General features: G+C 36.0%; 15 protein-coding genes. 11 read left to right on the plus strand and 4 right to left on the minus strand.

The window, feature by feature from the left end; translation table 11 throughout:
• Positions 1–397: 397 nt before the first annotated feature.
• The 3 genes from EAH81_RS11105 to EAH81_RS11115 all read right to left on the minus strand — a co-directional run bounded on the left by EAH81_RS11105 (position 398) and on the right by EAH81_RS11115 (position 10,013).
• Positions 398–4,363: a family 16 glycosylhydrolase gene (locus EAH81_RS11105; RefSeq protein WP_140506940.1), complete on the minus strand. Its 3,966-nt coding sequence runs from the start codon at positions 4,361–4,363 to the stop codon at positions 398–400.
• Between the two features lie 879 nt (positions 4,364–5,242).
• On the minus strand, positions 5,243–8,173 hold the full coding sequence (locus EAH81_RS11110; RefSeq protein ID WP_140506942.1) for a triple tyrosine motif-containing protein: 2,931 nt from the start codon (positions 8,171–8,173) through the stop codon (positions 5,243–5,245).
• 1,201 nt (positions 8,174–9,374) lie between these two features.
• Positions 9,375–10,013 carry an HAD family hydrolase gene (locus EAH81_RS11115; RefSeq protein ID WP_140506944.1) on the minus strand — a complete coding sequence of 213 codons (639 nt, stop codon included), beginning with the start codon at positions 10,011–10,013 and terminating at the stop codon, positions 9,375–9,377.
• 257 nt (positions 10,014–10,270) lie between these two features.
• Between EAH81_RS11115 and kduI the strand changes: the two genes are divergently transcribed.
• The 3 genes from kduI to EAH81_RS11130 are packed head-to-tail and all read left to right on the plus strand — an operon-like array spanning position 10,271 to position 13,088.
• Positions 10,271–11,110, plus strand: coding sequence for a 5-dehydro-4-deoxy-D-glucuronate isomerase (gene kduI / locus EAH81_RS11120; RefSeq protein ID WP_140506947.1), 840 nt, complete (start codon positions 10,271–10,273; stop codon positions 11,108–11,110).
• A gap of 4 nt (positions 11,111–11,114) precedes the next feature.
• Positions 11,115–11,906, plus strand: coding sequence for a gluconate 5-dehydrogenase (locus EAH81_RS11125; RefSeq protein WP_140506949.1), 792 nt, complete (start codon positions 11,115–11,117; stop codon positions 11,904–11,906).
• 12 nt (positions 11,907–11,918) lie between these two features.
• Positions 11,919–13,088, plus strand: a complete 1,170-nt coding sequence (locus EAH81_RS11130; protein WP_140506952.1) for a DUF4861 family protein — start codon at positions 11,919–11,921, stop codon at positions 13,086–13,088.
• Positions 13,089–13,419: 331 nt separating this feature from the next.
• Here EAH81_RS11130 and EAH81_RS11135 read toward each other — a convergent pair whose 3' ends face one another.
• On the minus strand, positions 13,420–14,508 hold the full coding sequence (locus EAH81_RS11135; protein WP_241676554.1) for a LacI family DNA-binding transcriptional regulator: 1,089 nt from the start codon (positions 14,506–14,508) through the stop codon (positions 13,420–13,422).
• 72 nt (positions 14,509–14,580) lie between these two features.
• Here EAH81_RS11135 and EAH81_RS11140 point away from each other — a divergent pair, with 72 nt between their 5' ends.
• The 8 genes from EAH81_RS11140 (at position 14,581) to EAH81_RS11175 (ending at position 24,627) form a co-directional block, all read left to right on the plus strand.
• Positions 14,581–15,588 (plus strand): sugar kinase, encoded by a 1,008-nt coding sequence (locus EAH81_RS11140; protein WP_140506954.1) that lies wholly within the window; start codon positions 14,581–14,583, stop codon positions 15,586–15,588.
• A 218-nt stretch (positions 15,589–15,806) separates the two neighbouring features.
• Positions 15,807–16,256: a YhcH/YjgK/YiaL family protein gene (locus EAH81_RS11145; protein ID WP_140506956.1), complete on the plus strand. Its 450-nt coding sequence runs from the start codon at positions 15,807–15,809 to the stop codon at positions 16,254–16,256.
• Between the two features lie 4 nt (positions 16,257–16,260).
• Positions 16,261–16,941, plus strand: a complete 681-nt coding sequence (locus tag EAH81_RS11150; RefSeq protein WP_140506959.1) for a bifunctional 4-hydroxy-2-oxoglutarate aldolase/2-dehydro-3-deoxy-phosphogluconate aldolase — start codon at positions 16,261–16,263, stop codon at positions 16,939–16,941.
• Positions 16,942–17,045: 104 nt separating this feature from the next.
• On the plus strand, positions 17,046–17,858 hold the full coding sequence (locus EAH81_RS11155; protein WP_140506961.1) for an SDR family oxidoreductase: 813 nt from the start codon (positions 17,046–17,048) through the stop codon (positions 17,856–17,858).
• Between the two features lie 537 nt (positions 17,859–18,395).
• Positions 18,396–19,580 carry a mannonate dehydratase gene (uxuA, locus tag EAH81_RS11160; RefSeq protein WP_140506964.1) on the plus strand — a complete coding sequence of 395 codons (1,185 nt, stop codon included), beginning with the start codon at positions 18,396–18,398 and terminating at the stop codon, positions 19,578–19,580.
• A gap of 212 nt (positions 19,581–19,792) precedes the next feature.
• Positions 19,793–21,205, plus strand: a complete 1,413-nt coding sequence (gene uxaC / locus EAH81_RS11165) for a glucuronate isomerase (protein ID WP_140506966.1) — start codon at positions 19,793–19,795, stop codon at positions 21,203–21,205.
• A 177-nt stretch (positions 21,206–21,382) separates the two neighbouring features.
• On the plus strand, positions 21,383–22,756 hold the full coding sequence (locus EAH81_RS11170; RefSeq protein WP_140506968.1) for an MFS transporter: 1,374 nt from the start codon (positions 21,383–21,385) through the stop codon (positions 22,754–22,756).
• A gap of 227 nt (positions 22,757–22,983) precedes the next feature.
• Positions 22,984–24,627 (plus strand): DUF4955 domain-containing protein, encoded by a 1,644-nt coding sequence (locus tag EAH81_RS11175; protein ID WP_140506970.1) that lies wholly within the window; start codon positions 22,984–22,986, stop codon positions 24,625–24,627.
• Positions 24,628–24,676 lie beyond the last annotated feature (49 nt).

Below are 24,676 nucleotides of genomic sequence, written 5' to 3' on the forward strand. Positions count from 1 at the left end.
ACACATCCCGATGCTTCGGGCAATGTCATTAAGTTAAGCTTTTAAAAAATAAAATTATTGCAGATCAAATCTGTTTTTATCCGCGTTTTTACGAAGTAAATCTGTTTTATCCGCGTTAAAATTAGACGCTGATTTTACTGATTCGCTAAAGCGAAAACGTTGATAAAAACGGATTTTTCTAATTACTTTCTAGATTAAACTGTTAAGTAATTTGATAGATCCCCTCTTAACTTAATGACATTATGCTTCGGGACTATGTGCAAGAAATTATGTTTTTTTGCCTTCTTTTTCATATATAAAACCTATGTTTCTATGTGTTAAATAATTTTTAACGGATTAAGGTTAATAAAAAGTTGGATGTAACTATTAAGGATCATTACACCCAACTGTATTTTGGTTATTGCTTAATCATTTTTTTAGTCCAGCTTTTTTGATCAGATTTGAAATTCAGAATGTAAATTCCTTTTCGAAGTCTGCTGATATCAATTGTAGCTTCAGTAGCATTAGCATCAAATTTGCTTTCTGCAACCAATGTTCCTGCATCGTCATAAATCGTTACGACTTTGTTGTCTAATTTTTCAGGCAATGAAAGCTGAACATAATTACTCGCCGGATTTGGATACATAGCAAATGTTGTTGTTTCGGCTTCAGCTTCTTCCATAATAGCTGCTGCTTTCTTCGCAGTTGATGCAGATCCGTAAGCTTCAATTTCATAAAGAGAATATCCGTATGGAGCCAAAGCTTTTGTAGTACATAAAATTCTAATGTATCTTCCGGTTCCGCTTACCACCAAATCATCTGTTCCTCCATCACTGGTAGTTTGTGTGTTTACGGTTTCATTTTCGGTGAAAACATTATCTGTCGAAATCTGAACTTTGTATTGCGTTGCAAAAGCTGCTTCCCATTTCAATATCACACGATTGATGTTGTAATTACTTCCTAAATCAACATAAATCCATTCTGATGCATTAGCAAAAGAACTTGCCCATCTTGTTCCTATGCCGTCTCCGTCAGTTGCTTTACTGGCAGATAATGTTGCATTCTCTTCTGTTGAAGCTGTAGCGGTTTTGGCTAGAGCCAAATTGACATTGCTAACAGGCGGAGTAATATTTCGAACAATAACATCGCTGAAAACTCCTGTTGCCAAAGTTCCGTTTGCATGAGAAGTTACCGCCATTCCCACATAGATAGTACTTGCCATGGCAATTGTTTTTGGCGTACCCAATTGTGTCCATGTAGTTCCATTATCCGAAGTATAAGATGTAAATACATTTCCTGCTCTTGTAACACGAATCCATTTTGGAGCCGTTCCTGCAGCTACCGTAGCAGTTGTAATTCCCGAAACAGTATCTCTCGTTAAAAATTCCAGACCTGCCGCTGCACTTACATCTGTCATGGCATGTTTAGACGTTGACGTAAGCGTTTCACGGAACATAACTCCCGCTTTTGCATACGTATTGGTATTGGTAAGTGAATTTACTTTGGCAATAATTTCGGCATCACCTGTAATAGATTGATTTACAAACTGAAACTGATCGCCTGTATCCCAAATATCATTTCCAGATCCTTTGATTGTGAATGTTCCACTTGCGTGAGTAGCTTCTCCAACAGGAGTTACAGCACCTAAATCTGTGCTCACCCACGGAGCAGGTAAAGTTGCAGGAGGATTTTCTGTACCCACTAAATTTACAGCTCTGATATTATCAAAGTAATAAGTATTTCCTGAACTCGTTCCCGGTTCTAACAAGAAAACAAAACGATTTACTTCGCTATCTAATGTTGAAGCATCCGGCGCACTTGCATAAGTAAATACTAATGTGTGCCAAGTATTAGTTTGTTTTACAACGGCTTGATAAATACTGTGTCTTCCAACAGGATAATTTGACGGAATTGAAGCACTGCTTTCTGCCTGCCATGAAATCACGGATCCAACCGGAGCAGAAGTATAAACATCCATTGCGAATTTTTTGGTTCCGCTTTTGAATTCTCCAATATTAGTTAAAGTTGTATTGAATGAAAAGTTATCATACAACTCCGTTGATTTTCTAACATATTTTCCAACGTTTGAAGAGGTGTTGATTCCGCTTGCACTTGGGTTTGCTGTGTTTGGAGTATAAGTTCCAATAGCATCTCTAAAAGTAATATTATGTACCGTTTGATAATCTTCATACACAACTCCAGGCGTGAAAGTATCCGGAAGTTTCGTAGAACCAATTCTGATATTATCAAAATAATATGTGTCACTTGTATAAGAACCTGAATTGGCTAATATCACCATTTGGTTTACCGCCAGATTTGAAGTTCCTTCGTCAGGGCTTGAATTGTAATAGAATGTCAGCGTTTCCCATTGATTTTGTTTGGTCGTGATTGCAACATAATTACTGTTTCTTCCGGTTGGAAAATTAGCTGGAAGCGATGTTGCACTATTTTCTAAATTCAGACTTACCACCGTACCAATTGGTGCCGAAGTATAAACATCAATCATGATTTTTTTGGTCTGATTTTTTAATAATCCTGCATCTTCAATGTTATCTTGTGTATTAAAGAAAAGCACATCATATTGTTCCGTAACATTACGGACATATTTTGCCACATTTGCAGAATTGTTAACCGAATTTGAACCCGGATTTGCTACAATAGAATATACTCCCGTTGTAGTTCCCTTGATGATTTTATTAATGCCGTCATAGTTTTGTAAAACATCTGTCGCAATAATTGGTTTTTCAGGCGCTGCTTTTGTGAGTAAATTATCAAAATAATAAGTCGTTCCTGAATTTGAATTGGATTCAAAAAGGAATACTACATTATTGATAGACAAAGCACTTGTATTTGGATCGATGACTTTTTCGAATTCAAATTCAATGGTTTCCCATTTGTTCTGTACCGTTGTTGTGGCTTTGTAACCGCTATGTCTTCCTGACGGAAAATTAGTAGCTGTTGTTACCAGACTATTCTCTAATTGCATAGAAATTTTAGTTCCAACCGGTGCCGAAGTATAGATATCAAAAGAGATTTTCTTTCTGCCATAAACATAATCATTAGCATTGCTGATTACAACATTTTTGATATTCATAACATCGTATAATTCAGCTGTATTACGAACATATTTCCCCACCAAAGCTGAGGTATTTATTCCCGTAGCCGATGGATTTGCAACTGCTTCCGTCAAAACTCCTGTTTTAAGTCCGTACACAATATTTCTGTTCGATTGAAAATCCTCATAAATTCTTTCAACCGGCAAAGGCACTTCTGTCGTTACAGCCAATTTATAGGTATTCGCAACACAACCCGAAACTGTAGCTACTACAGAAACATCTCCCCCAGAAGTTCCCCAGTTTACAGTAATCGTGTTTGTTCCTTGTCCCGAAGTAATCGTTGCTCCCGCAGGAACTGTCCAATTATAACTGGCACCTGCAATCGCATTTATAGAATACGTTTTGTTGGTTTCATTGTTGTAGACTTTTGCATCACCAAGAACACCATAGGTAAAACTACCGCTGTAAACGCGAACATAATCTACTTGCAGTTTCGAAGGAAAATCAGCCGGAATTGGTTCAACTCCCACACCGTTTACACTTGTATACGGTGTTCCTGCACTACCAACAGCCAGATTTAGTATAATATAAAACTGCTGATCATTAAAAGGCCACCCACCATTTACAGTCGTCTGTGGCGTTGCTGTATGAAATAAGTTTCCATCAATAAACCATTTTATGATATTTGGTCCCCATTCTACTGCATACACGTGAAATTCTGTAGACAAATCTGTTGGAGAACTATAACTTCTGCCTGTATAATGATATCCGCCGCCATCATAGTGAATTGTTCCATCTATAGATTTTGGGTTTCTGTGTTTGGCTTCCATGATATCAATTTCACCTGTAAAAGGCCAATTTGAAGTCCCCGCTGGTAACATCCAGAATGCCGGCCAAGCGCCCATTCCCGATGATAACTTCATACGGGCTTCAATTCTTCCGTACTTTATTGCATATTTGCCTTCTGTCGTTAATTTTGCAGAAGAATACGGTTGTGCCGGAAATTGAGCATTTGGATCGTACTTCGCTTCAATATTCAAATAACTGTTTGTTCCTTCCTTGACAATTGTTGCCTGATTAGGATCGTAACGTTCTGCTTCACCATTCCCGAAACCGCAAAGCGAAGGACAACCGTTTCCGGAAATGCTTTGCCATTTGGTTGCGTCTACTGTTGTACCATTAAATTCATCTGACCAAACTAGTGTGTTGCATTGTGAGTGAAGTTTTAGAAAAGGAGACAATAATAAGATTGTCAGCACGAGGCATCTCTTCAAAAAATAGTAATTGCTTCTCGGTGGTCGGCCGAAAAAAGAGTCTTTTTGTTTCATTTTTTTAGTTTTTTGTTAGTAAAGTCTATTAACACAACAAAAGCCTATTTTGGGTAAAATAGTATCGTCTTGTATTAATAAGATGACAATATTAACAAATAAACGCCCTAAAACGTCATTTTAGGGATACGGTTTGACTACGGTGTTTGTAAAAAAATGTAATAAATAGGCGTCAAAACCCGTAAAACCACTTCAGATTTTACTTAATAATAAAAAGCTCAATTTGTGGGGTTATTTTAAGATATAATTTTTTGTTTCACGCAGATTTAAAAAGATTTAGGCAGATTCTGCAGATTAATTTTATTTTACAACGGATAAAAATCTGTTGCTACAAAACAGATCGTTCCTCCGTAACTTTTGTAAAGAGCCTTCGGCTCGATTTATATTGTAGGGATGGATTTTAATCCATCCTTCGCAATCAAAATCACCCATCTTTGTCGAGCTACTTGCGGAGATCCCTCGTTCCTCGGGATGACAAGATTGCGGTTATGGTACGCAGAACAAGATTGTGGTTACGATGCGAAGAATGGATTAAAATCCATCCCTACAATATATTTTGTTCCTATGGAACGCTAGTAAAATTCCGAGCAGCAAACCCGACAGGTTTTTTTAACCTGTCGGGTTTAGAAACGATTGCATTTTCGCCACAATTTGTCATTTCGACCGAAGGGAGACCCGAGCGATAGCGAACAGACGAAGTAAATCGCATAAAGAGGCTCAATAACAGTGCGTTCTTCCCGCGTGTGATTTCTCCCTTCGGTCGAAATTGACAAGATTGCGGTTATTATAATTGCGAAGGATTTTAATCCGTTCAAAAATAAAAACAAAATATCAGCGTGCATCTGCTAAAATCCTTTCAAAATCTGCGTGAAAAACCATTTAAAAATTCAAAATAAATTCTGTGATATTTGCTTCAGATGAAAGCTGCAGTTTTTTACGAATGCGATATCTGGTATCTTCTACTCCTCTCACAGAAATTCCTAAAAGAGGAGCAATTTCCTTCGTATTGAAATTCATTCTCAAATAAGCACACAATCGCATATCACGCGGAGTCAATTCCGGAAAACTCGACTTTAGGCGTTGCATGAAATTATCATGAAGCTGATTAAAAATTTCTTCGAACTCGTTCCAATGCTGATCTCCCTTTAATTCGTGGTCAATAATTCGGTTGATTTTTGTCAGTAAACTGAAATTTACATTTTGATCATTCTTCTTATCAATTTGCCCGATAAGTTCTTTTATCGAAAGTAAAATTTCATTCAAATGAATAAGATTCACGGTACTTGAAGCAACTTTTGCATTTTTAAGATTGATCGTTGTTTCGAGATTCTCCCGCATAATCGTCATATTTTGCTGTTCTAATGCTAATTTTTGCTCGTTTAATTCGGCACGATTTCGCAACAATTCCTTCTCCTGATTCAGAATTAATTGTTCACGATCCCGTTCTGCAAGATTCTTTTGGTACTTGATAATCGCATAAATCAAAACTCCAAAGAGCATCAAATACAAGATATAAGCCCAACTTGTACGATACCAGGGCGGTGAAATCTCAAATCTAAAAACGGCTTCTTCGCTCACCACATCATATATATTTTTTGCCCTCACGTGAAAAACATATTCACCCTCCGACAAATTCGTGTATTCCTTCTCCGTTTGAAGACTCCAATCTGACCATTTTGGTTCAAAACCTTCGAGCCAATATTCATATTTTGTAGCATCAGCCTCGTCATAACAAAGTGATGCAAACGAAAAGTGCAGCGCATTATTCGAATATGACAAAACTGGAGAAAGGGTATCATTTGCAGATTCTGTATTGGTTGGAAGCACATCATATCGACTCGAAAACAATAAACTATCCTTCGGGAAAATGCATTTTACTTCAGAAATAATTGCCTTATATTTGGATTGATATTTTCTGCTTTTGGTCGCATTATAATGAATTAAACCTTCTTGTGTACCAAAAAACACATCACCATTTGCAGTTGTCTGAATGTTCTCGAAACCCGGAACATATAAATACCTTAGTTTCCTAAAAGGCAATTCTTCGACAGCAAACTTTCCGCTAGCTTTTTGAGTCATTTTTCCTGTATTTTCTCCGGAAATATACCAGATATTGTTTTGGTTATCTGCTTTAAGCAACCGAATATGACTTTCTAATCCCAGATATTTTTTGAAAAGAGCGTCGGGAATCATTTTCTTCGAATGAGAATCTTGTTTGTAAACTCCTTTCCTTGTTCCAAACAAAATCTGATCGTTTATTTTGAAAGTATTCAAAAACAAACTCGACGGAAAACCCGCCTCCTGATTGTAAAACTCTACATTTAAAACGGCATCGAATGTCGTATTGAATTTGATTTTGTAGACTCCCTTATAGCCGTGAGCAATCCAGATACTCCCGTTTTTTTCGGTTACAATAATTCTGCTGCTTTCATCAAAACCTTTTATTTTATGCTGATAAACCCAGGAATTATTGATGTTTTTCAATAAATATAATCCGTTATAACCACCCACAAGTAATAAGTCAGGATGATTCGGAATTAGTACGCCTTGCCAGGCTCCATCTGTTTTGGCTAATAATTGAGCGGAATTTCCTTTTATTTCGAAAACTCCATTTTTTTCAAAAGCCAAAAGCGAATTTCCAAAAACACCAACATTCCAGACATTTTCAGACATTCCTGAGATATGCTGAAAACGTATATTTTCATTTTCACCTTTTTTATAAGCTTCCCAATCGAGCCAAAAAACTCCATTATCTGTAGCAATGTATAGTTTGTTTTGATAAATTTGACTGCAATATATTTTGGTTTCGGCATTCGAACTGTCCAATATTCGGGATAATGGCGAAGCAATCTGAATCATTGAAATTCCTTCTTTTAACGTTACCCATAAATTCCCTGCCGTATCGACTTTAAGGTTGGTTACATAATCATTTTGCAAACCCATTTGTTTATTGATATGCTGAATCAAATGTCCTGCACTATCAATGACTATCAACCCTGTTTGACGTGTTCCGATACCAAAATATCCATCAGAAAGTTGGATTCCCGCTGAAATCTGATACGGCTTAAACAAATAATCTGCCTCGGTTACAAAGGGTTTTAACTGATTGTTTTGATACAGAAAAAGTCCTTTTTTTTGCGTCAGAAATAGCAAACCGTTCTTGGTTTCGAAAATCTTCCGAATCTTCATTCCGATAAATTGAGCACTATTTTGAATTTCAACCAAAGCATCGTCTTTTAGTTTCAACAATCCTCTCACATCATCCGAAACATAAATATCTTTATTGACTTCAAAAAACTCGTCAAATTTCTCATTTGGACGTATTACTTTGATTTTATTATTCTTATAAATAAATATTTCTTCATTCGAGAAAAAAATCACTTCATTATTCCGAATAACGGTATGCAAAACATCCCCAAAATTCTTAGCCGAATCCGGAAGTAATTTCACCAAAGATGTATATTTATATTGCCCGTTTGATAACTGAACTGTATAGCCAAAATCGCCCTGAGCACCCACGTACATTTTATCGTTTTTATCAATCGCAAGAGAACGAACCATGCTCCTGTTTTCCGGTTGCGTGACAATACTCCAACGCACGCCGTCAAACTGCATAATCCCAAAATGATTGGCAAAAAACAGCATTCCCTTAGAATTCTGTAAAAGATCCCAGTTTTCTGAAGCCGCTTTATATGTTTTCGGATTGTAATTGGTGATAAAAGGAACGCCAATTTTCTTAATTTGAGCATTTCCAATTATAGGTATAAAGTATAGGAATAGACCTAAAAGTCTAATAAAAGTTTTCGTCATTTTGCTGCGGTGTGTAGGTTATTTTGTGGTATATGAGTCCCACAATCTTAAAAACAACGACTTGGGGAGAGGCTGTTTTTAAGGCAAAATAAAGTTGTTTATTATGGCTCTAGAAATTATAATTTGATAACTGAAAGCCATAAAAAAAATGAATCTCTATATCCAAATATATAAAATTTTATTTTAATGCAACAAATTACATTTTAATTAGATAATTTGACAATGAGAAAAATGGGGCAATTTTGAAATTAGATAATGAGTCAATTAGATAATGAGTCAATTAGATAATGAGAGAATTAGATAATGAGAGAATTAGTGAAATGTGAAAATAGAATGTGTAATTTGTTCTGCAAATATTCATAAAGAATATCTCGGAGAGATTATCTGTTGGTAGAATTATTCATTATCCCCCAGCAAACATTTGTCCCGTAGGGACTACACATCAATTGAGGTTATTGCAAAATTATACGAGAAATGTTCACAATTTAAACCTGACACTCCCGAAGCCTCGGGATTAAAAACCTGTCGGGTTTGGCGTAAGATTGAGTTTATGGATTGCGATAAATGGATTAATCCCGTCCCGACGTTTTGGGATCGGGACATCCCTACAATATATTTTGTTCCTTCGGAACGTTTTCTAAAACTCCAGAGAAATGGCTTATTTTGATTCGATTTTTTCATCTAATATTCGATCCAAAAAGTATATCTCGGAGAGATTATCTGTTGGTAGAATATTCATTATCCCCACAAAACATTTGTCCTGTAGGGACTACACATATACGATTGGTTTTATTGTGAAATTATACGAGAAATGCACACAATTTAAACGCAACACTCCCGAAGCCTCGGGATTAAAAACCTGTCGGGTTTGGTGCAAGATTGGATTTATGGATTGCGAAGAATGGATTAATCCCGTCCCGACGCTTCGGGCAATGTCATTAAGTTAAGCTTTTTTAGATAATTAAGACTGCAAAAAAATCGCGCAAAGTCGCAAAGCCGCCAAGTTTACATACATTTTCTTTGCTCCCGAAGCCTCGGGACTGCGACTTTGCGCGAGATTTATTCGGCAATATTTCCTTAACTTAATGACATTGCGCTTCGGGATCGGGACATACCTAAAATATGTTTTGCTCCTCCGAAACGCATACTGAAAACTGAGACTGAAAACCTGAAACTTGAAACAAAGAAAACCTGAAACTTTCTAAACCTGAAACAAAAAACTCAACTCTTCATAATCACTAAAAAGTATCGCTCCTTCTTTCTCTAAATCTTGATTGTTATAACCATTCGCAAAACCATAGACTTTAAAACCGCCATTGATTCCGGCTATAACTCCCGCTTTACTGTCTTCAATGACGATGCAATCTTTTACTTCGAAACCCATTTCTTTTGCAGCATGCAGAAAAATTCCGGGATCCGGTTTCCAACTGTTAATCTGATACGAACTAAATATTTTATTTTCGAATTTATCCAATAAACCTGCTACTTCAAGATTCAGTCTTATTTTATCAACCGGACCGCTGGAAGCTACACAATACGGAATTTTTAATTTATTCAGGAATGAAACTATGCCTTCCATTGGTTTAACCTGAGTTTTGAAAGCTTCGAAACTTCTTTGGCGATATTCGTTTTCAAAATTTTCGGGAAGATTTTTACCAATAGCATCTTCGATATGTAAAAAACATTCTTTCAAATTGCGTCCGTTGAAATCGCGATACGCATCTTCTAATTTCATTTCAAAACCATGTTCGGCAGCCATAGAAAGTAAAATTCCGTTACCAATTTTTTCAGTATCAACAAGAACACCATCACAATCAAAAATAATACACTTAACTTCCATATTCTTTATTTACAATTTTAAATAACCTGATAACTTTAATCAGATGACAATGTAAATTACAAAAAAATCAAATTAATCAACAATAAAATAAACAAATTAAGACATTCCAATACATCAAAATTCCCAATTCAAAACAAATAATAAATTCATTAACAAGCTTTTGGACGTTTTTACCCCTATAATGTATTTTTATTAAACATTTGATTTGTATTTTTATAGAGTTATAAAATTCCTATTTGAACTCAAAAAAATATCAAATGTCAATATTCTATGAATCCCGATATGCGTCAAGTCCGCAAGCTGTAAAACAATACGACACTGCACAATTAAGAGCTGAATTTTTGATTGACAATCTAATGAAAAAGGGGGAAATCGCTCTTACCTATTCTCATTACGATCGTTATATTGCAGGTTCTGCTGTTCCTATTTCTCCGCTTAAACTCGAAACTATTGATCCTCTAAAAGCACTATATTTTCTCGAAAGACGTGAATTAGGAGTCATCAATGTTGGTGCAAAAGGCTCAGTTGAAGTCGACGGAACTTCGTATGAATTAGGTCATAAAGATGCTTTATACATTGGAAGCGGAAATAAAGAAGTGATCTTCAAAAGTGATGATCCTGAAAATCCTGCTTTATTTTACCTAAACTCCGCTCCTGCTCACACACAACATCCGATCAAAAAGGTAAGTTTGGCTGAAGCCAATAAACTACAACTTGGAACGATGGAAACGGCAAATCACAGGACTGTAAATCAAATGATTATTGGCGGAATCGTAACGACTTGCCAATTACAAATGGGAATGACGGAACTCAGACCGGGAAGCGTTTGGAACACTATGCCAGCACACGTTCACGATCGTAGAATGGAAGTTTATTTCTATTTGGATATTCCGGAGAATCAAGCAGTTTGTCATTTTATGGGACAACCACAGGAAACCAGACATATCTGGATGAACAATCATCAGGCAGTAATTTCTCCGCCCTGGTCAATTCACTCAGGTTCAGGAACTTCTAATTATACTTTTATTTGGGGAATGGCTGGAGAAAATCTGGATTACGGAGATATGGATGTTGCTAAAATAACTGATTTAAGATAAAAACATGACAAACTTATTTGATATAAAAGGAAAAATTGCCCTCATTACGGGAAGTACACACGGACTGGGAATGGCAATGGCAAAAGGTTTAGGTCAAGTCGGAGCAACAATTATAGTTAACGGAAACTCCTCTCAGCAAAAAATTGATGAAGCTGTGGCAGCACTTCAAAGTGAAGGAATAAATGCGGTTGGTTATAAATTTAATGTAACCGATGAACAAGAAGTTATAACCGCAATCAGGAAAATTGAAAGTGAAGTTGGACCAATTGCAATCCTGATTAACAATGCCGGAATCATCAAAAGAATTCCGTTAATCGAAATGGAAGTTGCCGATTTTAAAGAAGTAATTGATATTGATTTGGTTTCTCCTTTTATCGTTTCCAAGCACGTTGCGAAAGGAATGATCGAAAGAAGACAAGGTAAAATAATCAATATATGTTCGATGATGAGCGAGTTAGGCCGTAACACAGTTGGCGCGTATGCTGCGGCAAAAGGCGGTTTGAAAATGCTGACCAAAAACATGGCAACGGAATGGGCAAAATACAATGTTCAAATCAACGGAATTGGTCCGGGATATTTTGCTACTGAACAAACAAAACCTATCAGAGTTGACGGACATCCGTTTAATGATTTTATTATCAGTAGAACTCCAGCTGCAAAATGGGGCGATCCAAGTGATTTGGCCGGAGCAGCAATCTTTTTATCTTCTAATGCAAGTGACTTTGTAAACGGTCACATTTTATATGTAGACGGTGGAATTCTGGCTACAATTGGCAAACCTTCTAACGAAAACTAAAACCCTCAAATTTTGAAAAAACATCTTTTACTAACCGCAATTGTGGCAAGTAGTTTTGCTGTTCATTCGCAAAATAAAACCATAACCGTTACCAATTCTCTTTCTGTTGACAGAGAATTTGAAACGATTGAATTAACTAAGAAATCCCTCGGTTTGCCTTCTTCGGCAAAACTGGAAGATTATGTAATTAAAGAATCAGGTTCAGGTAACTTTTTAGAAAGCCAAATCGTAGATACTGATGGAGACGGAAATACAGATATATTATTATTTCAGCCCAAAATTAATGCTTCTTCACACAAAGATTTTCAGGTTTTAGTAGCTACAAATCCGGATGCAACAAAAGTGGTGAATTGCTATTCGAGATTTGTTCCCGAAAGAACCGATGATTATGCTTGGGAAAACAATAAAGTAGCTTTTAGAACTTATGGTCCCGTTGCTCAAAAAATGGTCGAAGATCATATCGAAGGCGGAACTTTGACCAGCGGAATTGACGCCTGGCTAAAAAGAGTTGACTATCCTATTATTAATAAATGGTACGAAAAAGCAACTTTAGGAACCGGAACGTATCATAAAGATACTGGTGAAGGTTTGGATAATTTTCATGTTGGCGACAGTCGCGGCGTGGGCGGAATCGCTGTAAAAGTGGATAATAAATACTATTTTTCTAAAAATTTTACGACTTGGAGAACCATTACAACAGGACCAATCAGAACGAGTTTTATCCTGACGTATGCCAATTGGGATGCAAAAGGCAATAAAATAACCGAATCTAAACTAATTACTCTCGATTATGGAAATTATCTTTCTCGTTTTGAAATCAACATAAAAGGCACAAAAGAAATTGCTGCCGGACTAACACTTCATGATAAAAAAGGAACTATTGGTACTAATGTAAAAGAAGGCTGGATCAGCCATTGGGAGCCTCTTGACGATTCAGAATTAGGAACTGGTTTGGTGGCTCCAAAAAACACTTTAACAGGATTTGACAACTATATTACAAACGATAAAGACCTCAGTAATTTATACGCAAACCTAACCGTAAAAAACAATAAAGTGATTTATTATACAGGCTTTGGATGGAAAAAAGGAAGTCCGTTTCAAACTAAAGCAGAATGGGAAGCTTATTTGAGTTCGTTTGCTTCTAAAATAAATAATCCTCTTATTGTGAAAGTTAAGAAATAGTTTTTTGCCCGCGGATTTGGCGGATTGAACGGATTTGACGCGGATTTTTTCTTTTTTTGTCATTTCGACGGAAGAGAAATCGCACGCGTAACTCGACAAAGATTGGCGATTTTAGCAACGGAGTTTCTAGTGTGATTTCTCCTCCGTCGAAATGACAAGATTACGCGCAACTAAAGAAATTTCACAATCAAAGTCATTGCGAGGAACGAAGCAACCGCACTAACAATAAGACACAAAGTTTGATTTAGCAAGTGAGATTGCTTCGTTCCTCGCAATGACAAATAAATCCGTGCAAAACCCGTTTAAATCCGCAAAACCCGTGGGCCAAAAACTAAGCTTTTCTAGCCGGAAAATAATTCTCTTTTAAAATAATTTCCAGCGGAATATAATGCGTGTCTTCAACAGGTTCCTGAAGTACTAATTTCTTGTATAAATGGTTGATTCCCATATAACCTTGCTCTTCGGGTCTTTGATTGATCAAGAAATCAATTACGCCTTTATTCAGGTATTCGATATTATCTTTTAGTAAATCATAACCAATAATCCGAACGCCTTTGATATTGTTTTGCTCTAAAAATCTTGCCACAATATAAGCTCTTGAATTGGGTACAAAAACACTATTTATTCCTGCAAACATTTCTAGATTCAATTGATCAATTCCGGAATCTTTGATTGTAACTTCTGAAAATTTGAAGTTTTGAAGTTCGTCATGATCTTTAAAAAAGGAGTAAAAACCATCAATACGCTGCAGGTAAACTGATGTACTTTCGATCTCTCTGGTAATCTTAAAAATCAATACTTGTCTTTCGTTTTTTACTGCGAAACTAATTAATCTTCCCGCTAAATATCCGCTTTGAAAAGCATCTTGTCCCACATAAGCATGATTTTCATTGGTTTTTATATTTGAATCAATCATTACAACCGGAATATTTTTCTTTTCGTATTCATTTAAAAAACGAACCGATTCTTCATAAAAAATAGGCGCAAATAACAATCCGTCGCAATCAAATTCCAGTACTTTTTTGACTGATTCCTTAAAGGAAGAAATATTAAAATCATAAAAGAAATAATCCAAAACGATTCCGAATTTACTGAATTCTACGGCTGCTTTTTCTATTCCTGAAATCTGACTTTTCCAATATTCGAGATCTTCATATTTAGGTAAGAAAACTGCAAAATGAAACTTCTTATTCAACGCCAGATTACTTGCCAGAATATTTCGCTTATAACCATATTGCTCGATTATAGCATTTACTTTATCGACATTTTCCTGAGTCACCTGCCCCCGATTATGGATAATTCTGTCAACGGTTCCCGGCGAAACATTGGCTAGTTCTGCAATTTTTTTAATCGTTATGATATTGATTGTTTTTAAGTTAAAAAGATTCTGTAAGAGTGTAAAATTAATTTTTTTTATCAAAGATAAGTTGTTTTAGTTAACTTTTTATATACATTTGCAACAACCCGTGTGCGTACACGTAAAATTACAGATATGTCAAAAAGAATCATAACTTTTGGTGAAATCCTTCTAAGACTTTCACCTCCTAACCATTCAAAACTCTATAAATCAAGAACATTTGAAGCGCATTATGGTGGCGCTGAAGCAAATGTTGGCGCATCTTTGGCTTTATTTGGATGTGATGTAAAATTTGTAACCTCAGTTCCTGATAACGAATTGGGAGATTCCGCTTTAAGCGAATTACGTTCGTATGGTGTGGAACCAATTGCTGTAAAACAAGGGAAACGTTTGGGAGTTTATTACTTTGAACAAGGTGCTTCTGAAAGACCGGGGAAAGTTTTATATGACAGAGATGCTTCTTCATTTGCCAATCTTAAAAAAGGAATGATAGATTGGGAAGTAATTTTCAAAGACGCTGATTGGTTTCACTGGTCAGGAATAACAGCATCATTAACCGAAGATCTTGCTATACTATCAAAAGAAGCCCTCGAAGCAGCTTCAAAATTAGGATTAACTATTTCAGCCGATTTAAACTATCGCCCAACGCTGTGGAATTATGGCAAAAAAGCTTCTGAAATTATGCCGGATTTAGTTCAGTATTGCGATGTATTATTGGGCGGTTCTGATGATTCTGAAAAATGTCTGAATATCAAAATTGAAGAGTCGGAAAGTATGGATTCTGTTTTTAGAAAATGGAAAAAACAATTCCCAAAACTTAAGACAATTGTATCTACAATGCGTTATGATGCGAATGCTTCATCAAATACTATTGGAGCCATTTTATGGAACGATGAAAAACTATTAAAATCTAAAGAATATAAGATTTCACATATAGTTGACAGAATTGGTGCCGGTGATGCTTTTATGGCGGGATTAATTTACGGACTCATAACCTGGCCGGAATCCTATCAAAAAACACTTGAATACGCTGTTGCAGCTTCCTGCCTTAAACATTCGATTCCGGGAGATATTAATTTATCGAGCGTAAATGATGTTACGGCGCTTATGAATGGTGCAAGCGGCGGACGGGTTATTCGTTAATTTATTGCCCACTCCCGATAGCTATCGGGATAAACAGATTTGACAGATTAATACTGATTTATTTAATACATAGAAATATAATTTTTTTCTAAAAGAGAATACAAAACAGGACGATAATATTTAACATTTGTACATAATATTTTAGAAAAAATGAAACACTTATTTAAGTTTAAACTTCTACCTTTCTATGTATTAACTTAAAATATAAAAACAAAAAAATGATAGTAGATTCATTACACAACGCAAAAAAATATTACGATTTACACCCTAATTTTCGAAAGGCATTTGAATATGTGCAACAGAATGATATTTCGGTTCTTGAAGAAGGAGCTTTTGAAATTGCAGAAGGTTTAAAAGTGATTGTAATTGTTGGTGAAGGGACAACACGAGAAGAAAGTATCAAAGGTTTTGAATGTCATGATCAAAATATTGACATTCAGATTTCAATAAAAGGACCAGAAACTTTTGCCTGGAAACCAAGAGAAAAATGCATTAGTCCAAATGGGGATTATAGTGACGAAAGAGATGTTCGCTTTTTTTATGATAAACCAGATATGTTTTTTCAACTACAGGAAGAACAATTTTCCATATTATTTCCCGAAGATGTTCACGCAGCCATGATTGGCGAAGGATTACTAAAAAAAATAGTGATTAAAGTTAAAATATAAAGTCATGAAAACAATTCAAAATACGATTGAGATTATTTCGGAACAAGGGATTTTGCCTTTGTATTTTAATACTGATGAAAATATTAGTATTGAAGTTTTACGTTCCCTTTACAGAACTGGAATCAGAGCTGTAGAATATACCAACAGAGGTTCGCAGGCTTTACCGAATTTCGCAAAAATGGTTGCTGTTAGAAATGCCGAAATGCCTGAAATGTTGTTAGGAATTGGCACAATAAAAAATCTTGATCAGGCAAAAGAATTTCATGCCGTTGGTGCAGACTTTTTTATCAGTCCGGGTTTTGTACCTGAGGTTTGGGATTTCTTAAAAAATAAAGAAATATTATACTGTCCGGGTTGTATGACGCCAACAGAAATTATTGCTGCTGAAAATGCAGGAATAAAATTAATTAAACTTTTTCCGGGAAACATATTAGGACCTGAATTTTTGAGCAGCATAAAAGACATTTTCCAATCGCTTTATTTTATGACAACAGGCGGTGTTGAATCTAATTATACCAATATCAATAGTTGGTTTTCTGCCGGAGCTTCGGCTGTTGGAATGGGAAGTCAGCTTATCAGTAAAAAACGCATGCAGGATAGAGATTTCACTCTAATTGAAAATGAAGTTATAAAAGCGATTGAGATCGTTCAGATTATACAAAACGAGAAAAAAGCAGTTGTATAATTAAATCATAGAAACATAGTTTTTGTGAGTTCGAAAACTATGTTTCTACTTAAAAAAGAAAATCATTCCATATAAATCAAATTGGAAAAATCATAAAAATATACATGGATTCAATATTTAATCTTAAAGGTAAAATTGCACTTATAACTGGTGGTGCCGGCGTATTAGGAAGTAATTTTGCGAATGTTTTAGCCAAACAAGGCGTTATCACGGGAATCGTTTCTCAATCGATTGAAAAAGCCAATAAAACCGTAGAAGCAATTGAAAATAATGGCGGACAAGCTTTTGCGATTCAGGCAAATGTTTTAAACAAAGAAGAACTGGAAAAAGCCAAAGATTTAATCGTAGAAAAATACGGTCGACTTGATATCCTTATAAATGCTGCGGGTGGAAATATGCCCGGCGCGACGATAAGTCCTGATCAGGCGATTTATGATATGCAAGTCGATGATTTACAAAAAGTAGTCGATCTTAATATTATTGGAACGATGCTTCCATCGCAGGTTTTTTCAGAACTTTTTGCCAAACAAAAACAAGGAATCATCATCAATATTTCATCGGCATCAGCGCAAAGACCTTTGACGAGAGTTGTGGGATACTCGGCTTCAAAAGCGGCTATTGATAATTTCACGCAATGGATGTCTGTTGAACTGGCTTCAAAATATGGTGAAGGAATTCGTGTGAATGCTATTTCTCCGGGATTTTTTATCGGAGAACAAAACAGAGCTTTATTATTGACTCCGGAAGGAAAATTAACACCTCGTGGTGAAAAAATTATCGATCATACGCCAATGGGAAGATTTGGAAAACCGGAAGATATTGATGGTGCACTTTTATTTTTATGCAGTGATATGTCCAAATTTGTTACCGGAACTATTATAAAAGTCGATGGAGGATTTTCGGCATCAAGCATTTAAAATCTGATTTCGACGATTCCTGCAAGGTTTTCGAAACCTTGTAGGTATTAAATAATTAGTTTGTCATACCAAGGTTTGTTTGTTATTAAAAAAAGCAATATAAATGACATTTAACCGCAAAGACACACAAAGGTTTTTACGCAAAGTTCGCAAAGCTTTCTCTTTATTCCGCTTTGCTTTGAGATCGCAAAGGGATTGTGAAAAATTAGAAACGTTATTGGCAGAACGAGAGATCTCCGCAAGTAACTCGACAAAGATTGACGATTCACTTAATGGAGCTTCTTGCGGAGATCCCTCGTTCCTCGGGATGACAAAATTGAGGAAATAGTTCTTTTGAAAATATGAGCCCTAGCCCCGATAGCAGTGGAAATCCTTTTGTGGCGGTCCCGAGGCTTCGGGAGCCACAAAAGATTGAAACGCATTGCTTCGCCAGTTCGCACTTTCAGGCTCGGGTGCGGGAATAGCTTCTAAATATTAATAAAAATCATACCTACAAGGTTTTGAAAACCTTGCAGGAAAACCAAAAAATAAGTCAAAATGGAACAAACATTAAGATGGTTCGGACCAAATGATCCTGTTTCTTTACAAGATATTTTACAAACGGGAGCAACCGGAATCGTAACCGCATTACACCATATTCCAAACGGAGAAGTTTGGAGTATTGACGAAATTATAAAACGAAAAGTTGAAATTGAACATCAAAACGGAGATCCAAAAAAAGGCGCTTCGGGTTTGACATGGTCAGTTGTAGAAAGTATTCCGGTTCACGAAGACATTAAAAAACAAACGGGAAATTACCTTCAATACATTGAGAATTATAAAGAAAGTATTCGGAATCTGGCTTTATGCGGAATCAAATGTGTTTGCTATAATTTCATGCCGGTTTTAGATTGGTCGAGAACTGATTTGGCTTATGAAGTTGCAGATGGTTCAAAGGCTTTGCGTTTTGATATCAATGCTTTTGCGGCTTTTGAATTGTTTATTTTGAAAAGACCGAACGCTGAAAAAGAATATTCGGCAACTCAGATTGAAAAAGCTACAAAATATTTTGAAGCGATGACTGAAGCCGATAAAATAAAATTACAGCAAAATATTCTTGCCGGACTTCCCGGAGCTGAAGAAGCGTATTCGGTAGAGGATTTTCTGGTGACTTTAAGTGGTTATAATCATATTGACAGCTCTACTTTGAAGAAAAACCTTTTCTTCTTTTTAAGAGAAATTATTCCGGTTGCAGAAAGTAAAGGCGTTCTAATGGCAATTCATCCTGACGATCCGCCCTACCCTATTTTAGGTTTGCCAAGAGTTGTAAGTACGGAGGAAGATTTAGTAGAGTTAATGGCTGCAGCCGATTCAAAATCAAACGGATTCACAATGTGCACGGGATCCTACGGTGTAAGAGCCGACAATGATTTACCGGGAATTGTGAGGCGTCACGGAGATAAAATGAATTTTATTCACTTAAGAAGTACTCAAAGAGACGAAGAAGGCAGTTTTTACGAAGCCAATCATCTTGAAGGAGATGTCGATATGTATGAAGTCGTAAAAGCGATTATTGAGGTTGAAAAGAGAAATAATATTTCGTTACCAATGCGTCCCGATCACGGTCATCAAATGCTGGATGATTTGAATAAAAAAACAAATCCGGGTTATTCAGTAATTGGGCGTTTGCGAGGTTTAGCGGAGTTAAGAGGTCTTGAAATGGGAATTAAAAAAAGCTTATAAAATACCTATTTGCTGTAATTATTAAAATTTTATTTAACACATAGAAACATAGATTTTATGTGTAGAATAAATAAAAAGAGAATAAAAAGAAACAGGTTTCTCACACATAGCTATGTGACTTAATGCAAGTGAAACGTCTTTTTTAAGAGTACAAAATCTATGTTTCTATGTGTTAAAATTAATTGCGCCAATACGTTTATAAAATCAATTTTATGTCTGAAAATAAATTTATTACCGAGGATTTTTTGCTGTATAATAAAACAGCAATTTCCTTGTATCATGATTTTGCGAAAGCACAACCTATCATCGATTATCATTGTCATTTGTCTCCAAAAGATATTGCCGAAAATCGTCAGTTTGAAAATATTACTCAAATCTGGATTGAAGGCGATCATTATAAATGGAGAGCGATGCGTGCCAATGGTATTTCTGAAAAATATATTACGGGAGATGCTTCTGACTTTGAGAAGTTTGAAAAATGGGCTGAAACATTGCCACATACTTTAAGAAATCCTTTGTATCACTGGTCACACCTGGAATTGAAACGTTATTTTGGGATTGATTTATTATTGAATAAAGATACTGCTAAGGAAGTTTTTGATACTTGTAATGAATTGCTGAAAAAGCCTGAATTCAGTGTCAAAAACCTGCTTAAAAGAATGAATGTGAAAGTTGTGGGAACGACTGATGATCCTACGGATGATTTGCAATTTCATAAAAAGCTTCGTGACGATCAATTCGAAATTTCAGTTCTGCCTTCTTTCAGACCTGATAAAGCAACGGAAATCGAGAAAGGACAATTGTTTGTAAACTGGGCTCAGAAATTGGAATCTGCTGTTGGTTTTTCTATAAAAGAATATGCAGATTTTATAAAAGCCATCGCCTTAAGACATGACTTTTTTCATGAAATGGGCTGCCGAATTTCTGATCACGGACATATAAAATTTTATGCGTCTCCTTATACGGAATCAGAAATTGAAACCATTTTTAAGAAAGGATTAAATGTTTCGGAATTGAGTACGATTGAAGTTGAAAAATTCAAATCGGCGTTACTTTTTGAGATTGCCTTATTGAATCACAAAAGATCTTGGGCGCAACAATTTCACGTAGGTGCCATCAGAAATAATAACAGCAAAATGATGCAATCCATTGGTCCTGATCAGGGATTTGATTCGATTGGAGATTTGAATATGGCTGATAATATGAGTGGTTTCTTTGATAAATTAAATTCTGCAAACGGTTTGGCAAAAACAATTGTATATAATTTGAATCCGCGTGACAATGAAGTTTTTGCTTCTATGGCGGCAAATTTTAATGATGATTTGATTCCCGGGAAAATGCAATACGGAGCCGCGTGGTGGTTTTTAGACCAAAAAGACGGAATGGAAAAACAATTAAATGTGTTATCTAATTTTGGGTTACTAAGCCGATTTGTGGGTATGGTAACGGATTCGAGAAGCTTTTTGTCTTTTCCGCGTCACGAATATTTCCGTCGTATTTTATGTAATATTTTAGGAGAAGAAGTTGAAAATGGTCAGTTGCCAAATGATATAAATCTTATTGGTGAACTGGTGAAAAATATTTGCAGTGGCAATGCTGAGCATTACTTTAATTTTAAGAAATAAAATATTTTTTCTCGCAGATTTTGCAGATTGAGCAGATTTAATTTTTAATCTGTGGCTATTATAATTTATAAGAATAAAAACAAGATTACAGTTTGAGAAAAAGAGTTTGAAAAACTACTTTTTATAACCATCTCAGGCTTTTACAATTTAAAAACAAAATGCTCTTAACTAACTATCATGACTATCAAAAACGAACCTATCGGGAAGTACCGCTGGACCATCTGCGGATTACTTTTCTTTGCTACTACCGTGAATTATCTGGACAGACAAGTCCTGAGTTTACTGGCTCCCAGCCTATCCGAAGAATTTCATTGGAGTAATACTGATTATGCCAATATAACAGCCGTTTTTCAGTTTGTATATGCGCTTTCGATGTTATTTGCAGGAAGACTTATCGACAAATTAGGCACAAAACTGGGGTATATTCTAGCCATTTTTATTTGGTCAATTGGTGCGATAATGCATGCTTATGCAATCCCGATTGGCAGTACTTTTAATAACTTATTAGTCTGGGTTGGTATTGGTGCTGTTCCCGTTTCGATTGCCGGTTTCATGATTTCGAGAGCTTTTCTGGGCTTTGGAGAATCCGGAAATTTTCCTGCAGCGATCAAAGCTACTGCCGAATATTTTCCAAAAAAAGAACGTTCTCTTGCCACCGGAATTTTTAATTCGGGTTCGAATGTTGGGGCAATTCTGGCGCCGTTAACTGTGCCTTGGATTGCGGTGCATTGGGGCTGGCAAATGGCATTTATCATCATTGGGGCAATTGGTTTTATATGGATGTTTTTCTGGTATATGTTTTATGAAAAACCAAGAAATCAAAAAAGAATGTCTCAGGCCGAACTTAATTATATAAGTGAAGGAGACGCATTTCAAGAACCTTCTGACGAAAATGCAAAACCTGAAAAAATCTCCTGGCTAAAACTTTTAAGCTACAAACAAACCTGGGCCTTTGCGATTGGAAAATTCCTGACAGACGGAATTTGGTGGTTCTTTTTATTTTGGTTACCCAAATATCTGGAAGCTCAATTTGGGATGGAAAAAACCGAAATTACGATTCCTTTAGCTGTTTTATACAGCATGACGATGGTTGGGAGTATTTATGGTGGTTATTTCCCTATGTATTTTATAAATAAAGGACACAATCCTTATGAAGCACGAATGAAAGCAATGCTTATTATTGCGATTTTCCCACTGTTTGTACTTCTAGCTCAACCTTTGGGTTATATTAGTTTCTGGATTCCGGTTCTTTTAATTGGTGTTGGAGCATCAGCGCATCAGGCTTGGTCGGCTAATATTTTTACTACGGTTTCTGATATGTTTCCAAAAAAAGCCATTGGTTCCATCATCGGAATTGGTGGAATGGCGGGCGGACTTGGCGGTGTAATCGTGTCAAAATTAGGCGGCGCTCTTTTTGATTATTACGAAGATTTGGGACATATTGAAACCGGATATACAATCATGTTTGTGCTTTGCGCCGTAGCCTATCTTGTGGCTTGGAGCATCATGAAAACATTGGTTCCAAAATATAAATTAATTACTGATTTGTAATGTTAGCCCACGGATTTGGCGGATTAAACGGATTTACGCTGGTTATGTCATTGCGAAACGAAGTAATCACACTAACAATAGGCCGCAAAACTTGACTTTCCTTGCAATGACAAGATTGCGTGAAAGTTTTGCCACAGATTAAGAGATTAAAATGATTAAAAAATCCTTGTAAACCCGTTTAATCCGTACAATCCGCGGGCAATTTCATAAACCATAAAAAACAAAACATGAAACGTCAAACCCTTTTTATCTGTTATAGCCTTTTCATCGGTATAAATGTGATTGGACAAGAATTGCCTAAGATTCTTACGCAGAAACCTGTGACTAATTATCTTCCTGATTTTAGTTATGCGGGATATCATTTCGGCGAAAGCCAAATCCCTGAAGTTAGCGGAAAAATCATCAATGCCACAGATTTTGGTCTAAAAGCTAATGATGGTTTAGACGATTCTAAAGCTTTATTAAAAGCCGTAAAAGCAGCAAATGCAGTTGAAGGAAATGTGATTTTGCAATTGCCTGCAGGGAAAATTATTCTGAGTGATATTTTATATATCGAAAGAAGCAATTTTGTACTTCGCGGAACAGGTTCCGGAGAAAACGGAACTGAGATATACTTCCCAAGACCTATGATGTATCTAAAAGATCCAGAATCTCTGGCGGAATTAAGAGAATATCTTACCACATTTGATAAAAGACAACGCGAACCTGAAAATAATATTGATTTGCCTTTCTCGCAATATGCATGGTCAGGTGGGTTTATTTGGACACAAATTCCTGGCGAACGTGTAAAATCATATTTGGATAAATACGAACCAACACCAAGCTTTTTGGCTAAAGTTAGTTCGGGAAATATGGGCGAACATACTATAATTGCTTCTGAAGTTAAAGGATTAAAAGTTGGTGATATCGTAGAACTTCAATTGTTTAATAAAGATGGCGAAAATGGAGAAATCATTACTGATTTATACAAAGGTGCCAAAGTAAAACCGGGTTCTCATCATTGGAAATTTCCAAAATTACCAATCGTAAGACAACAAGTCGAAATCGTAAAAATTTCGGGTTCTAAAATTACCATAAAAACGCCTTTGACAATTGCCATAAAACCAAGTTATCAGGCGCAATTGGTCGAATGGAAACATTTAAACGAAGTTGGAATTGAACATATTCGCTTTACTTTTCCTGATATTCCAAGAGTTGCGCATCACGTAGAACCGGGAAATAATGCTATATTTTTAACTCGTGTTTTTAATAGTTGGGTCAAAGATGTTACAATTACTAATGCTGACAGCGGTATTTTGGGAGAAGAAATTTCGAACGTAACGATCCAGGATATTGTGACGGATGGAAATCATATGGCGCATTATACAGTGACTTTAGGCGGCGTTCATAATGTTTTGGTTAAGAATTTAAAGATTTATAATAAAGCTGTTCATCCGCTGAGCTTCAATACTTTTGCGACTAAAAATGTCTATCAGAATTGTGAAATCTTTGCTGATCCGGTTTTGGACCAACATTCGGGAGCAAATCATCAAAATTTATTCGACAATATTACGGTGCATTTAATGCCGGACAATAATAATAGCTACGCCTTGTTTGGTGGCGGTGGCGCTGATTACTGGAAACCTTCACACGGACCTTTCAGTACTTTTTGGAATCTGAATGTTCAGATAACAAATGCTGAAAAAATCACAAAACCCGTTTTACTTTATGGAATGAAAGATGGACCTTTTGCCCGAATTATTGGCGTGAATGGGAATGCTAAATTCGAAGTAAAATATGATCCTGACGCTTATATTGAATTCCTAAATACACCGATGGACAAAGTGCCTTCGTTGTATGATTATCAATTAAAAAAGCGGTTGAAAAAGTAAAATTTTAAACACATAGAAACATAGTTTTTTGGAAAGTAAAAGGCGTTTC

The sequence above is a fragment of the Flavobacterium pectinovorum genome (assembly GCF_006438875.1).
Lineage (GTDB): Bacteria > Bacteroidota > Bacteroidia > Flavobacteriales > Flavobacteriaceae > Flavobacterium > Flavobacterium pectinovorum_A.

What these genes read in the sequence shown, in the direction of transcription:
- EAH81_RS11105 (WP_140506940.1), bottom strand. Translation starts at nt 4,363, where the DNA reads ATGAAACAAAAAGACTCTTTTTTCGGCCGACCACCGAGAAGCAATTAC.
- EAH81_RS11110 (WP_140506942.1), bottom strand. Translation starts at nt 8,173, where the DNA reads ATGACGAAAACTTTTATTAGACTTTTAGGTCTATTCCTATACTTTATA.
- EAH81_RS11115 (WP_140506944.1), bottom strand. Translation starts at nt 10,013, where the DNA reads ATGGAAGTTAAGTGTATTATTTTTGATTGTGATGGTGTTCTTGTTGAT.
- kduI (WP_140506947.1), top strand. Translation starts at nt 10,271, where the DNA reads ATGTCAATATTCTATGAATCCCGATATGCGTCAAGTCCGCAAGCTGTA.
- EAH81_RS11125 (WP_140506949.1), top strand. Translation starts at nt 11,115, where the DNA reads ATGACAAACTTATTTGATATAAAAGGAAAAATTGCCCTCATTACGGGA.
- EAH81_RS11140 (WP_140506954.1), top strand. Translation starts at nt 14,581, where the DNA reads ATGTCAAAAAGAATCATAACTTTTGGTGAAATCCTTCTAAGACTTTCA.
- EAH81_RS11145 (WP_140506956.1), top strand. Translation starts at nt 15,807, where the DNA reads ATGATAGTAGATTCATTACACAACGCAAAAAAATATTACGATTTACAC.
- EAH81_RS11150 (WP_140506959.1), top strand. Translation starts at nt 16,261, where the DNA reads ATGAAAACAATTCAAAATACGATTGAGATTATTTCGGAACAAGGGATT.
- EAH81_RS11155 (WP_140506961.1), top strand. Translation starts at nt 17,046, where the DNA reads ATGGATTCAATATTTAATCTTAAAGGTAAAATTGCACTTATAACTGGT.
- uxuA (WP_140506964.1), top strand. Translation starts at nt 18,396, where the DNA reads ATGGAACAAACATTAAGATGGTTCGGACCAAATGATCCTGTTTCTTTA.
- uxaC (WP_140506966.1), top strand. Translation starts at nt 19,793, where the DNA reads ATGTCTGAAAATAAATTTATTACCGAGGATTTTTTGCTGTATAATAAA.
- EAH81_RS11170 (WP_140506968.1), top strand. Translation starts at nt 21,383, where the DNA reads ATGACTATCAAAAACGAACCTATCGGGAAGTACCGCTGGACCATCTGC.
- EAH81_RS11175 (WP_140506970.1), top strand. Translation starts at nt 22,984, where the DNA reads ATGAAACGTCAAACCCTTTTTATCTGTTATAGCCTTTTCATCGGTATA.